The organism is Porphyrobacter sp. ULC335 (genome assembly GCF_025917005.1).
Classification (GTDB): Bacteria; Pseudomonadota; Alphaproteobacteria; order Sphingomonadales; family Sphingomonadaceae; genus Erythrobacter.
Window position 1 is genome coordinate 2,579,517 of record NZ_CP078091.1, and the last position, 12,510, is coordinate 2,592,026.

The 12,510-nt window shown below is 64.5% G+C and carries 9 protein-coding genes and 1 pseudogene; 3 read left to right on the forward strand and 7 right to left on the reverse strand.

The genetic code is table 11. The features are described from left to right. Positions 1-48 precede the first annotated feature (48 nt). The 5 genes from KVF90_RS12315 to KVF90_RS12335 all read right to left on the reverse strand — a co-directional run bounded on the left by KVF90_RS12315 (position 49) and on the right by KVF90_RS12335 (position 6,082). Positions 49-780, reverse strand: coding sequence for a class I SAM-dependent methyltransferase (locus KVF90_RS12315; RefSeq protein WP_264391870.1), 732 nt, complete (start codon positions 778-780; stop codon positions 49-51). 5 nt (positions 781-785) lie between these two features. Next, the gene (gene prfB / locus KVF90_RS12320) at positions 786-1,913 is read right to left on the reverse strand and encodes a peptide chain release factor 2 (RefSeq protein ID WP_264391871.1); all 1,128 of its coding nucleotides are present in this window, start codon (positions 1,911-1,913) and stop codon (positions 786-788) included. Positions 1,914-2,004: 91 nt separating this feature from the next. Next, positions 2,005-2,547, reverse strand: a complete 543-nt coding sequence (locus KVF90_RS12325) for a peroxiredoxin (protein ID WP_264391872.1) — start codon at positions 2,545-2,547, stop codon at positions 2,005-2,007. A gap of 58 nt (positions 2,548-2,605) precedes the next feature. Next, the gene (locus KVF90_RS12330; protein WP_264391873.1) at positions 2,606-5,128 is read right to left on the reverse strand and encodes a penicillin-binding protein 1A; all 2,523 of its coding nucleotides are present in this window, start codon (positions 5,126-5,128) and stop codon (positions 2,606-2,608) included. A gap of 54 nt (positions 5,129-5,182) precedes the next feature. Next, the gene (locus KVF90_RS12335; protein WP_264391874.1) at positions 5,183-6,082 is read right to left on the reverse strand and encodes an N-acetylmuramoyl-L-alanine amidase family protein; all 900 of its coding nucleotides are present in this window, start codon (positions 6,080-6,082) and stop codon (positions 5,183-5,185) included. Between the two features lie 429 nt (positions 6,083-6,511). Between KVF90_RS12335 and KVF90_RS12340 the strand changes: the two are divergent. Next, positions 6,512-9,297: pseudogene (locus tag KVF90_RS12340) on the forward strand (Rne/Rng family ribonuclease). A 309-nt stretch (positions 9,298-9,606) separates the two neighbouring features. On the opposite strand, the gene KVF90_RS12345 reads toward KVF90_RS12340, so the two are convergent. Both KVF90_RS12345 and KVF90_RS12350 read right to left on the reverse strand, forming a co-directional pair. Continuing rightward, the gene (locus KVF90_RS12345) at positions 9,607-10,236 is read right to left on the reverse strand and encodes a class I SAM-dependent methyltransferase (protein WP_264391875.1); all 630 of its coding nucleotides are present in this window, start codon (positions 10,234-10,236) and stop codon (positions 9,607-9,609) included. Positions 10,237-10,291: 55 nt separating this feature from the next. Continuing rightward, positions 10,292-11,041 (reverse strand): SDR family NAD(P)-dependent oxidoreductase, encoded by a 750-nt coding sequence (locus KVF90_RS12350; RefSeq protein ID WP_264391876.1) that lies wholly within the window; start codon positions 11,039-11,041, stop codon positions 10,292-10,294. A 146-nt stretch (positions 11,042-11,187) separates the two neighbouring features. Between KVF90_RS12350 and KVF90_RS12355 the strand changes: the two genes are divergently transcribed. Both KVF90_RS12355 and KVF90_RS12360 read left to right on the forward strand, forming a co-directional pair. Next, positions 11,188-11,967, forward strand: a complete 780-nt coding sequence (locus tag KVF90_RS12355; RefSeq protein ID WP_264391877.1) for a succinate dehydrogenase iron-sulfur subunit — start codon at positions 11,188-11,190, stop codon at positions 11,965-11,967. A gap of 34 nt (positions 11,968-12,001) precedes the next feature. After that, the gene (locus tag KVF90_RS12360) at positions 12,002-12,499 is read left to right on the forward strand and encodes a PaaI family thioesterase (protein ID WP_264391878.1); all 498 of its coding nucleotides are present in this window, start codon (positions 12,002-12,004) and stop codon (positions 12,497-12,499) included. Positions 12,500-12,510 lie beyond the last annotated feature (11 nt).

The following is a 12,510-nucleotide window of genomic DNA, read 5'->3' on the forward strand; positions in this document are numbered from 1 at the left end:
AGTGACGAGATACGCGCGCCGCAACGATTGAGACGGCGGTTTTGCTAGCTAGCCTGCGTCGCAGACCTTGATCGCATCCGGCGCGGTACGCGCGGCACCGCGCTGGAAACGGGCGAAATAGCCTTTGATGTCAGGGCGCTCGATATACTCGACAAGCACATAGCCCACCGCCTCGAACTCGCAGAACAGCACCGTGTGCGGAAGGCCGTGGCGGCCTACGGGGCTGTCGCTTTCCACCACAACAATCTGCCCGCCCGCGTTGAGGGCCGGCCACATGTTCCACAGGAACGCGTAAGGCTCCGTCACCTCGTGGTACATGTGCACCATGAAGATGCGGTCGAAGCTGTCAGGCGGAAGCTGCGGATTATCGGTATCGCCGAACTTGATCGAGATATTCTCGAGCCGTTCCCGCTCCACGCGGCGGCCCAGCCTGTCCAGAGCCTCGCGGCTGATATCCTGCGCCAGCACGCGCCCGTCAGCGCCGACCCTTTCGGCGAGCCGCACGGTATAATAGCCCTCGCCCGCACCAATGTCGGCAACGGTCATTCCCGGGCGCATGTCGGCGAGTTCCATGACGACCTGCGCTTCGTTGCGCTCGTCACGCACGTCCTCGTTGGAGAACTGGTTGGAGACGACACTGGCGACCGGGCGGTCGGGAGTGGGGAAGGCAAGCGCGCTATCCGGCCGGTCCGGCGCTGCCGGGACAAGCATGTCACACCCGGCCAGCATGACAGCGGCCATCGCCGCGATGCTGGAAAGGAGCAGGCGCCGGGGCTGCATCGCGCTTATTCCACGTCCTCGATCTCGACCTTTTCGCCCGTTACGCGCTGAGCGAGCGCGGCAGAGATGAAGGGGTCGATCGCGCCGTCCAGAACCGCATCGGGCGAGGTCGAGACCACGCCGGTGCGCAGGTCCTTGACCATCTGGTAGGGCTGCAAGACGTAGGAGCGGATCTGGTGGCCCCAGCCAATATCGCTCTTGGCTGAATGCTCCGCGCTGGCCGCTTCCTCGCGGGCACGCATCTCGGCCTCGTAAAGCCTCGCCTTCAGCATGTTCATAGCGATTTCGCGGTTCTTGTGCTGGCTGCGGTCCTGCTGGCTGGCGACCACGATCCCGCTCGGCTGGTGGGTAATGCGCACCGCGGAATCGGTGGTGTTGACGTGCTGCCCGCCTGCACCCGAGGCGCGGTAGGTGTCGATTTTCAGGTCTGCGGGGTTGATGTCGATCTCGAAAGAATCGTCGATCACCGGGAAGACCCACACGCTCGAAAAGCTGGTGTGGCGCCGCGCCGAACTGTCATAGGGGCTGATCCGGACGAGGCGATGGACACCGCTTTCGGTCTTGGCATAGCCATAGGCACCGTCGCCCTTGATGAGCAACGTTGCCGACTTGATCCCAGCCTGCTCGCCCGCCTGGTACTCCACCGTCTCGACCTTGAAACCGCGGCGTTCGGCCCAGCGGCCATACATGCGGAACAGCATCTCGGCCCAGTCCTGGCTTTCCGTGCCGCCCGCGCCTGCGTGGATTTCCAGATAGGTGTCGTTGCCGTCGACCTCACCCGAGAGAAGCGCCTGCACCTTGTCGGCATCGGCGCGGTCGGCGAGCCGTTCGAGCGTGCGCAGACCATCATCGACGATGCTGTCCTCGCCCTCGGCTTCGCCCATTTCGATGAACTCGATGGCGTCGGCCATTTCGGCGGCGATTTCGTTCACGGTGTTGACCGCCGTCTCGAGCGTCTTCTGCTCGCGGCTGATCGCCTGCGCCTGCTTGGGATTGTCCCACAGGTTCGGGTCCTGCACGCGCGCGTTCAGCTCCTCGAGCCGCCGCAGCGCGCGCTCCCAGTCGAGCGACAGGCGCACCAGCGCCAGCGCCGCATCGATCCGGTTGATGTAAGCCTGGGCCTCGGCCCGCATGGTCTATCCTTCACGACATGAAGCAAATAAGGCCGATGCGCTTAGCGTGGGCGGCGCGATTGTAAAGCGGCCACGATCTTGCGTGACAGCCCTACTTCTTCAGCGAACGCACCGCCGCGAGCGTCTTGTCGACATGGCCGCGATAATCCGAATCCGAATGAACAGCGACGATCCGCCCGTCCTGCGCGATCACGTAAGACGTGCGCGTGGTCAGGCCGGATTTGCCCATAGCCACGTCATAAGCGGCGATGATCTTGGCCGAAGCGACGCCGACCGGGAAAGCGTCCCGGCATTCCTCGCGGCTGAAACGCTTGAGGGTCGCGATATCGTCACCCGACATGCCGATTACGCTCGCGCCGGCCGCCTTGAACTTGGGCATGGCGTCAGCGAAAGCATTGGCTTCCAGCGTGCAACCCGAAGTGAACGCCTTGGGGTAGAAATAGAGAACCACCGGGCCTTTCGCCAAAGCGGACTTCAGGTTGAAACCGAACTCCTTGCCGGCGAGCGCGGCGGTCGTCGAAAATCCGGGTGCCTTGGCTCCCTTGGGCAATTCAGCCGAAGCGCTGGTGACGGTAACGGCGGCAATGCCGGCAAGGGCAAGCGCGGCGAGCGGGGCGATGATTGAGCGTTTCATGACACCCTAACCCGCCAGCCCTGCCACGGGTTCCAGCCCGCGTCCGTCTGACGCCGGATCAATCAATTCCGCCCTCCACTAAAGCATCGCCTTCTTCCACCGGCGTTTCGACAACCGCGCTTTCGGCGTTCTGCCGCCCGGCGCGGATCAGCGCGAGGATTTCGTTGCGTTTGGCTGCGATGGCATCCTGCCGGGTATAGCGCTCTGGCTCGGTGTCCGGCTTGAAGGCCTCCCAGATGATCGCCGACTTGGGATCATCACTCGGCCAGCCATCGAACACGCGCTTGCCCGATCGGCGATCGACCCGCACCATGCGAACGCCCGTGGGCGCGACGGGGGGAAGATCGGACCATTTCGTGCGGGTCTTTTCGATCAGGCTCTTGATGATCGGCGCGGCGATCGTGCCGCCGAAGGCATAGCCGCCCATGTTGCGCGGCTGGTCGAAGCCCACGTAAGCACCCGCAACCAACTGCTGGGTGCCGCCGATGAACCACACGTCCTTGGGGCCGGTGGTGGTGCCGGTCTTGCCGAACAGCGGAAGGCCCAGCGGATTGAGCACCGTCGCGGTGCCGCGGCTCACCGCGCCGCGCAGCATGTTCATCACCTGAAACGCGGTGCGCGCGTCCATCGCCTGGGTGCCCTTGACCCCGAAGCGCGGCATGGGCTTGCCGTCCCACTTGGGCATGTTGCAGCCCTTGCAGTCGCGATTGTCGGCGCGCCACAGCACCTTGCCGCGGCGGTCCTGCACATAGTCGATCAGCGTAGGCGGATTGAGACGTCCGTGGTTGGCGAGCGCGCTGTAAGCGGCGACCATCTTGACCAGCGTCGTCTCCCCTGCCCCGAGCGCGGTCGAGGGGTAGGCGGGGAACTTGCCGATCCCCAGCTTCTCGATCCCCTGCACGACATTGTTCATGCCCGCCGTCATGCCGATCTGCACGGTCATGATATTCTGCGACTGTTCGAGACCATAGCGCATCGGGTGCTGCCCGCCGCTGCCGGTGCCGCCGCGGATGCACTTCTCGCCCAGCCCTGCGCCCTGATAATAGCAGAATCGCGTGTTATCGACCTGGGTCGAAGGGGTCATCCCGGTGTCGAGACCGGCGGCATAGACGAAGGGCTTGATGGTCGAGCCCGGCTGGCGATTGGCCTGGGTCGCGCGGTTGAAGTCCGACAGGCGATGATCGAACCCGCCCTGCATGGCCAGCACCCGCCCGGTCTGCGCGCTTTCCACCACCAGCGCGCCCTGCGCTTCGGGGATCGTGCGCACGTTCCAACCATTGCCCGAAGGGCTCGCGGCGATCACATCGCCCGCCTTCAGCGCGTTGGGCAGGCCGCCAAGCGGTGCCTCGGTGCCATCGGCAAAACCGATCCGCGCAGACTGGCCGCTGCGGCTGGTGACCACGCCGACGCGCCAGTCCTTGTAGCTGATCCCGAGCGGCGAGGATTGCAGCTGGCTCGCCCAGTTGCCCTCTGACACGTCAAGCGTTGCGATCGGCCCTGCCCAGGCCCGCCCGCCGTGATAGCGCAGCAAGCCTTCCCGCAGCGCATCACGCGCCGCAAGCTGCATCTGCGGATCAAGCGAGGTGCGCACCCACAGGCCCCCGGCATAGACCGAATTCGGCCCGCCCTCGGCATTCTCGCCAAATCGCTCGATCAGTTCGCGGCGCACTTCTTCGAGGAAATAGCCTGCATCGACGCTACGTTCGCGGCGTTGGGTGACGAGGCCTAGCGGCTTGGCCGCCGCCGCGCGCCGCTCCGACCCGGTGATGAAGCCGTTCGCTTCCATCTGCCCCAGAACGAAATTGCGGCGTTCGAGCGCGGCCTGTTCCTGACCTTTCCGCCCATAGCGCTCGGGCGCCTTGGGCAGGATCGCGAGAAACGCCATCTCGTGCAGTTCGAGATCATCGACATCCTTGTCGAAATAGGCCCGCGCCGCCGCCTGCACCCCAAAGCTACGACGGCCGAGCGGAATTTCGTTGAGATAAAGCTCAAGGATCTCCTGCTTGGTCAGCACCTGCTCGATGCGCCCGGCGAGGATCATTTCCTTCAGCTTGCGGCTCACCGAATACTCGTCGCCCAGCAGCAGGTTCTTGGCGACCTGCTGGGTAATGGTGGAACCGCCCACGGCGCGCTCACCCGTTCCGGCCTTGCGGGCATAGTCGAACACCGCATTGGCCGTGCCGAGAAAATCGACGCCGCCGTGGCTGAAGAAGGTCTTGTCCTCGGCTGCAAGGTAGGATTCGATCAGCTTCTGCGGGAAGTCGGCATATTGCAGCTGCACGCGCCGTTCGCGGGCGTAGGAATGAACGATCTCGCCATCCACCCCGCGCACCACGGTGGGCAGCGGCGTTTCATAGGTGAGCAGTGCCTCGGCCTCGGGAAGGTCGCTCGCCAGCCATACGAATACCGCGATCCACAGCGCGAGGAACAGGCCAAAGGCAATCGCCACCATCCTGAACAGACGGCTCTCGCGCCAGCGCGCGCGGAACCACGCCAGCGCGCCGCCAAGATCGCGGTTCACGCGGTAGCGCAAGTAAGCCCAGGTCGATGGCTGGGTGGATGGCGTGTCAGGCTCGGTCATGGACGGGCGGCAACTAGCACGCTGGCATCGGCCAAGGCTAGCCGCTTTGCGAACCTATTCCCCGCCCGCCTGCGGCTCGCTCCGGCGCGCGAAGTAGACGCGGATCGCGCGCGCCAGCACGCCGGCATAGCGCGCCCGCCCCTCGGATGTGGTGAGCCGGGCGCGGTCGGAAAGATTGGTCACGAAGCCGCTTTCGAACAGCACCGACGGCACATCGGGTGCACGCAGCACCGCCAGCGCTGCCGCGCGGCGCGGCTCGGGTACGAAAGCCAGATCGCGCTCGCCCTCGCGCACCACCAGACCGGCAAAGGCCAGCGCGTCTTCCTGCGTCCGCTGCTGCGACAGTTCGACGAGGATCGCACTCACCGCCTCGCTCTGCCCGTCGATTGTGATGCCATTGAGCCGGTCTGCGTCGTTCTCGCGTGCGGCAAAGCGGGCCGCCGCCTCGCTCGATGCCTCGTCAGATAGCGTGTAAATGCTCGCCCCGCTGACGTCCTCACGCTCTCCGGCGGAATCGGCGTGGATCGACACGAACAGGTCAGCCTCAAGCCGGCGGGCGATTTCGGGCCGGTGCGGGAGCGGGAGAATACGGTCGTCAGAGCGTGTCAGCGCAACGCGGATGCCGCCTTGTCGCAGCAGCTCGTCGCGCAGCGCCAGCGCGATCGCGAGGGTGATGTCCTTCTCGCTCACCTTGCGCCCCTCGGGATCGGTACCGATCGCGCCGGGATCGCGGCCGCCATGGCCCGCGTCGATCACCACCAGCGGGCGCGAGGGGTCGTCAGGGCCGGAGATGGGTGGAAGATCAATCGGTGCCTGACCCTCGTCCAGCACGATGCGCTGCACGTAGTCGCGCCCCCAGATCGGCACCGGTATCGTCACACCCAGCACAGCCGCCCCGCCCAGCAGCAAGGCCGGGACAAGCAGAACGATCAGCAGCAGGGTGCGATAACTCATTGCCTATGCGGCTTACGTTCTAGCCGACGCGAAACGCAATAGAGTTGCGGGGTTTGCCCCACAGTGCTAGCGCTATTGCCAGAGAGGCTGCACCAAGGCGCGACTGCGCGCCCCACTTGCCCGCCTCTTGCGCCGGGGCACATCCTTTTTCGCACCCCGGTCCAGTACAGGTTGATGCAGTGACAGAACGTTTTTCCCGCCAAACGAGCACAATGCGTGAGCAACGCGTGCGTGCCGTTGCGGGTGAAAACGCGGCGCCTGGCCGCACGTACATCGCTGCAGACACGAGCTTCGCGCTGACCGCCGCCATTTGCGGCCAAAGCGCGATCATCCCTTCCGGCACAGCCTTCGGGCGCGCCGGTTCACCACAAAATGCGCGCCCCCTTCATGCCCCTATGCGGGCAAGGCCGGGCGCATGGAGATTATTCAATGGCAACGCGCATGCTTATCGATGCGCGCCACCCGGAAGAAACACGGGTGGCGGTTCTGCAAGGCAACCGGATTGAGGAATTCGATTTCGAATCTGCCGAACACAAGCAGATCAAAGGCAACATCTATCTCGCCAAGGTAACCCGGGTCGAACCTTCGCTGCAGGCGGCTTTCGTCGACTTTGGCGGCAATCGTCACGGCTTCCTCGCCTTCAGCGAAATCCACCCTGACTATTACCAGATTCCCAAGGCGGACCGCGATGCGCTGCTGGCCGAGGAGGCTGAGGCCGCCGAGGAAGAAGAACGTCTGCGCGCCGAAGAGGAAGATGAAGGCATCTCGCCCGGCGAGGAATACGACGCCGAGGACGACAGCGGCGAAGCCCTGGCCGAGGACATGGCCGAAAACGGCGTCGAGGAAGTCGACACTTCCGACAAGGATGATGTCGCCACCATCGAAGGCGGTGCTTCTGACGATGATTCCTCGGAAGAGGACGGATCGGACGAAGAACACGGCGAAGACAACGGCGAAGACAATGGTGACAGCGAATCCGGTCAGGATCGCGGCCGCCGCGGTCGCGGCCGTCGCCGTCAGGGCACCAAGGGTGACCGTGGGGGTGACCGCGGTGACAACAAGGGTGGCCGCAGCCGCGCCAAGCAGGTCGACGAAGTGCGCGCCAAGCGCATGGCGCTGCGTCGCCGCTACAAGATTCAGGACGTTATCCAGCGCCGCCAGGTGTTGCTCGTCCAGGTCGTAAAGGAAGAACGCGGTAACAAGGGCGCCGCGCTGACCACCTATCTCAGCCTCGCGGGCCGCTACACCGTGCTGATGCCGAACTCGTCGCACGGCGGCGGGATCAGCCGCAAGATCAGCTCCACGAGCGATCGCAAGCGGCTGAAGGACATGGTGTCCGATCTCAAGCTGCCCAAGTCGATGGGCCTCATCGTCCGCACCGCGGGCATGAGCCGCACCAAGCCCGAGATCAAGCGCGACTTCGATTACCTCGCCCGCGTGTGGGACGAGATCCGCGAGAACACCCTCGCCTCGGTCGCGCCCGCGCTGATCCACTCGGACAGCGACCTCATCAAGCGCGCGATCCGCGACATCTACAACAAGGAAATCGAGGAAGTCGTTGTCGAAGGCCCGGACGGGTATGCTTCGGCCAAGGCCTTCATGAAGCTCCTCATGCCGAGCCATGCGCGGCGGGTGAAAGCCTATTCCGATCCGGTGCCGCTGTTCCAGCGCTATGGCGCGGAAGACCAGCTGCGCGCGATGTATGATCCGATGGTGCAGCTCAAATCGGGTGGCTACCTGATCATCAATCCGACCGAAGCGCTGGTGTCGATCGACATCAACTCGGGCCGCTCCACCAAGGAACACGGGATCGAAGCGACCGCGCTTCACACCAACCTTGAAGCCGCCAAGGAAATCGCCCGCCAGCTGCGCCTGCGTGACATGGCCGGGCTCGTCGTCATCGACTTTATCGACATGGAGTACCCCTCCAACGTCCGTAAGGTCGAAAAGGCGATGAAGGACGCGCTCAAGAATGATCGCGCGCGCATCCAGGTCGGCCGCATCTCCAGCTTCGGGCTGATGGAAATGAGCCGCCAGCGCCTGCGCACCGGCGTGCTTGAAGCCACCACCCGCCCCTGCCCGCATTGCGACGGCACCGGCCTTGTGCGCACGGCCTCGTCGGCAGGCCTTTCGGCGCTGCGTCTGATCGAGGACGAGGCAGCGCGCGGCAAGGGCACGCTGATCCGGTTGGGTGCGAGCACCGAAGCAGCGATCTATCTGCTCAACGAGAAGCGCGGCGATCTGGTCGAGATCGAACAGCGCTACGGCGTCAATGTCGAAGTCGTCCCCGAAGGCGAAGACGAAGGCGCGAAGATGAGCGTCTCCAGCTCCGGCCCGCGTCCGGCCTTTGCGCCCAAATTCGAGCCGATCATCGACGAGGATGACGACGACGACCTGCCCGAGGAAGAAGAAGACTTCGCCGAGGAAGAGGCCGAGGAACGCGAAGCCCGTCAGCCGCGCCGCGAACGCTCCGAACGCGCCGACAGCGACGACGAAGCGGGTCGCAAGAAGAAGCGGCGCCGTCGGCGTGGCGGTCGCAACCGGAATCGCGGCGAACGCGAAGACGGCACCGATGGTGAGGCCGACGATCAGGACGAGCGCGATGATGCAGGCGAATACGCCGGCGAAGCGCAGGCTGGTGATGATGAAGCCACGTCGAACGAAGACAGCGCTACCGACAGTGAAGGCCGCCCCAAGAAGCGTCGCCGTCGCGGCGGTCGCGGGCGCAAGCGTCGCGATGGCACCTACGAAGGCGAAGCACAGGAAGGCGACGATGCGGACAGCGATACCGCAGTAAGCACGCCGGAACCTGCCGAAGCCGAAGCCGAGGCTGAAGTTGCACCCGAGGCGCCGGTCGCCGAAGTTGCAGAGGAAGCTCCGGCCGAAAAGCCCAAGCGTGTCCGCGCCCCGCGCAAGAAGAAGGAACCGGTGGCAGCGGCGGAAGAAGTCGCCGCCGAACTCGCGCCCGAGCTTGCCGCTGACGCGGCAGAAGCGGCACCCGCTGAGGAAGCCGAAGCACCCGCTGAAAAGCCGAAGCACCCGCTGAAAAGCCGAAGCGCAAGCGTGCGCCGCGCAAGGCCAAGGTTGCCGAGGCCGAACCGGCTGAAACCGCCGAGGCAACCGCGCCTGAAGTTCCCGAAGCGCAAGCCGAGGCAGCACCTGAAACAGACGGCAAGCCGCGTCGCGGCTGGTGGCAGCGGACTTTCGGCGAGTGACAAGAAAAAGGGTGGGGGGCTACAGCCTCCCACCCTTCAACTTGCGAATTTTCAAAGGCCCTTACGACTTGATGCTATCTCCGATGGCACCAAGGATAACCCTTGTCCCGGTATCAGGGTCGATTTTCCCCTCGGTTGCGAGCTGAACGCCCGCTTCAAAAGGGGCCATTGCTGAACTGGCAACGGCAGAGAGTACGGACGTAACGAAGTCAGGCTTTGACATTTGCGTCTCCTCTAGACTCACCCCCTCGCCTAAATTTTAACATACAAGATTGACGAACCAAAGCAGGTTTCGAGAGACGTTCCAGCTCAGCTTTTGGTTGCCACGCCCCACTCCATCCACCCGGCAAAGCGCGGGGTCTTGGGGGTGTAGCCTTCTCCCAAAGTCTCGACTGCAAAACCTGATCCGGCCAGCGCACGGGCAATCGGGCGGGTCAGGTGGCAGCCGCCCGCAAGGCGTTTCCAGACGGGCTCGATCCGCTCCTGCCAGCGCAGCACGTCGCCATCAGGTGCGCGGCCATGCTCGAGGAACAGCGCCGCGCCGCCAGGTCGCAGGATGCGGCGAATTTCGCGCATCACTTGCGCCGGATCATCGACCGAACAGAGCGTAAAGGTGCACACCACGCAGTCGAAGCTGCCGTCATCGAAGGGGATCGCCTCGCCCCGCCCCTGCCTGAGGTCCGCCGCCCAGCCCTTGTCTCGCGCCGCCGCGCGTGCGGCATCGAGCAGGCCTTCATGCGGATCAATTCCGGCATAGGAGGTGATCGCCGCCGGATCGTAAAACTGATGATTGATCCCGCCTCCGCATCCCAGCTCGAAGACCTCGCCCCGCGCTCGCGGAACCACAGCGGCGCGGCGTTTCATCACTTGGCCCTGACTACAGGCACAGGTGATGAGACGCGGCATCACATTCGCCTCGTACCAGGTCTTGATCCCCATGCCCTGTCTCCCTCGCCGCGCAGTCTAGCCATGCGCACGATGAAGGAAAGCGGCATCAGGCAGGGACTTCGTCGCCCCTGAAATCGAACACACGCCCCGATTGCTCAGGCGTAAGTCCCGCCAGAACGCGGAGCAGATTGGCTGCGGCGTCCTGCGGCGCGGTGAGCTGGCCATCGGCAAGGCCTGACTGGAACGGCGCAGACAGCGTGCTTTCGACAGTTCCCGGGTGCAGACCGACAATCACGCTCTCGGGATGGGTGCGCGCCATCTCCAGCGCAAAGTTCCTGATCAGCATGTTGAGCGCCGCCTTGCTTGCGCGGTAGGAATGCCATCCACCAAGCCGGTTGTCGCTGATCGAACCGACCCGCGCCGACAGCGCGGCAAAAGTGCAGGGCCGCCCGCGCGGCATGATCGCAAGGGTGTGCTTGGCGATCAGTGCCGGGCCGATCGTGTTGAGCGCCAGCACCTCGGCCACCGTCCCTGCGTCGAGCCGTTTGTAGGTACGCTCAGGCCCGGTGCCGTCGGCGAGCGTCAGCACCCCGGTGGCGACGATAATCCATTCGGGCGGATCATCGCGCATTGCCTCGGCCGCGCCAGCGATGCTGGCTTCGTCCTTCAAATCAAAGGCGAAGGGCTGGATGCCGGGCAGGTCTGGCCCCTCGCCCCGGCGCGATCCGGCGTAAACCGTCTGCGTCCCGCCCGCGAGCAGCGCCTCGCAAAGCGCCCTGCCGATGCCGCCGCTCGCCCCGAACACGGCGGCCACGCGCGGCCAATGCGAGGCATTTCCTAAGGATTGTGCTGTCATTGTCATTGCTATCCAAGCGCGTGGCAAAGCGCTTGGTTCCGGCACGTGAGATGCATTCAACCCATGTGCAAAAGCGCGCAACAGCCCCCGCTTGCGCGACCGGACAATGGCGCTAGATAGGGTGCAAATCGAAACGGGATCAGTTCATGGCGACCTTCACTCTCCCCAAGAATTCCAAGATCAACAATAACGGGCAGACGCACAAGGCCACTGGTGGCCGCGTGAAGGCGTTCAAGGTCTATCGCTACGATCCCGACAGCGGCCAGAACCCGCGTTACGACAAGTTCGAGATCAATCTGGACGAGTGCGGCCCGATGGTTCTGGACGCGCTGTTCAAGATCAAGAACGAGATCGACCCCACCCTGACCTTCCGCCGTTCGTGTCGCGAAGGGATTTGCGGTTCGTGTTCGATGAACATGAACGGCAAGAACGGCCTCGCCTGCACCACCGCGATCGAGGATCTGAAGGGCGAGATCCGCATCACGCCGCTGCCGCACATGGATGTGATCAAGGACCTGGTGCCCGATTTCACGCATTTCTACGCGCAGTACGCCTCGATCCGTCCGTGGTTGCAAACCGTCACCCCGACGCCGAGCGGCAAGGAGCGTCTGCAGTCGCCCGAACAGCGCGAGAAGCTGGACGGGCTTTACGAGTGCATCCTGTGCGCCTGCTGCTCGACCTCGTGCCCGTCCTACTGGTGGAACAGCGACAAGTTCCTCGGCCCGGCGATCCTGCTTCAGGCGTACCGCTGGCTGGCCGATAGCCGCGACGAGATGACCGGTGAGCGTCTGGACGATCTGGAAGACCCCTTCCGCCTCTACCGCTGCCACACCATCATGAACTGCGCGAACGTGTGCCCCAAGGGTCTCAGCCCCGCAAAGGCGATTGCCGAAACCAAGAAAATGATGGCCGAGCGCGCGATCTGATCGCGTCCCGCACGGCAAGACAGGCGCGCAAATCATGGCTGATCATCAGGCGGTGAACGCGCCCTTCGAACATCGCCCCCTGCCGCCGGAAGAATGCGGCGGCGAGGATGGCTGGTATACCTGGAACATGGTTGACCGCACGCGGTTCAACACGTCCGTTCTGGGCGAGATGCGGGTGCGCAAGGAAGGCCAGCACTGCCGGCTGAGGATGTTCCCCGAGCGGCGCCACACCAACCTCGTCGACAACATCCACGGCGCGGTCACGCTCGGCCTGATCGACATCGCGCTGTTCGCTGCCATGCATATCAACGGCAGCGGCGAGGCGGGGCCATCGGTCACGGTGGAGCTTTCCACGCAGTTCGTGGGCGGCGGCGATCCGGCGCGGCCCTTGGACGCAGTCAGCGAAATCGTGCGCGAGACCGGGCGGATGCTGTTCCTGCGCGGCTTTGCCACCCAGCCCCGCGAAGACGGGGGCGAGGACATTATCGCCAGCTATTCCGGCATCGTGCGCAAGATGCGCTCGCGCGGCTGAGCGCGCTTCGG

Bases quoted from the DNA above. Each gene is read 5' to 3' on its own strand.
- KVF90_RS12315 (WP_264391870.1), bottom strand. From the start codon at position 780: ATGCAGCCCCGGCGCCTGCTCCTTTCCAGCATCGCGGCGATGGCCGCT.
- prfB (WP_264391871.1), bottom strand. From the start codon at position 1,913: ATGCGGGCCGAGGCCCAGGCTTACATCAACCGGATCGATGCGGCGCTG.
- KVF90_RS12325 (WP_264391872.1), bottom strand. From the start codon at position 2,547: ATGAAACGCTCAATCATCGCCCCGCTCGCCGCGCTTGCCCTTGCCGGC.
- KVF90_RS12330 (WP_264391873.1), bottom strand. From the start codon at position 5,128: ATGACCGAGCCTGACACGCCATCCACCCAGCCATCGACCTGGGCTTAC.
- KVF90_RS12335 (WP_264391874.1), bottom strand. From the start codon at position 6,082: ATGAGTTATCGCACCCTGCTGCTGATCGTTCTGCTTGTCCCGGCCTTG.
- KVF90_RS12345 (WP_264391875.1), bottom strand. From the start codon at position 10,236: ATGGGGATCAAGACCTGGTACGAGGCGAATGTGATGCCGCGTCTCATC.
- KVF90_RS12350 (WP_264391876.1), bottom strand. From the start codon at position 11,041: ATGACAGCACAATCCTTAGGAAATGCCTCGCATTGGCCGCGCGTGGCC.
- KVF90_RS12355 (WP_264391877.1), top strand. From the start codon at position 11,188: ATGGCGACCTTCACTCTCCCCAAGAATTCCAAGATCAACAATAACGGG.
- KVF90_RS12360 (WP_264391878.1), top strand. From the start codon at position 12,002: ATGGCTGATCATCAGGCGGTGAACGCGCCCTTCGAACATCGCCCCCTG.